Annotated in this window: 1 protein-coding gene; it reads right to left on the bottom strand. The window is 72.4% G+C overall.

All coding sequences use genetic code 11. The annotated features are described in order from the left end of the window. On the bottom strand, positions 1-275 hold a 275-nt coding region (locus CVH10_RS20295; protein WP_146143176.1), incomplete at both ends, for a TIM barrel protein.

The raw sequence follows: 275 nt of genomic DNA, 5'->3' as shown, positions 1-275 counted from the left end.
CGTGTTGATGGGTTCGATCAGCAGGTCGCGCCCGGCCTTCGCGGCTTCGGCCGCGGCCCACCGGAGGTTCTCGACGTAGGCCGCCTTGGCCGTCTCGCGGGCCAGGCTGGCAGGTAGCAGGCCGGCCATCACATGGACGCGTGGGCAATCGAGCGCAGCGGCGTAGTCGAGTGCCTTGGCGATGCCGTCGCGGAACTCGCTCTCGCGGCCCGGCAGGCAGGCCAGGCCGCGCTCGCCGCCGTCCCAGTTGCCGGGGGGCGCGTTGAAGAGCACCT

The sequence above is a fragment of the Halomonas sp. ND22Bw genome, assembly GCF_003011945.1.
Lineage (GTDB): Bacteria > Pseudomonadota > Gammaproteobacteria > Pseudomonadales > Halomonadaceae > Halomonas > Halomonas halophila.
This window is presented reverse-complemented; position numbering and strand designations above follow the sequence as displayed.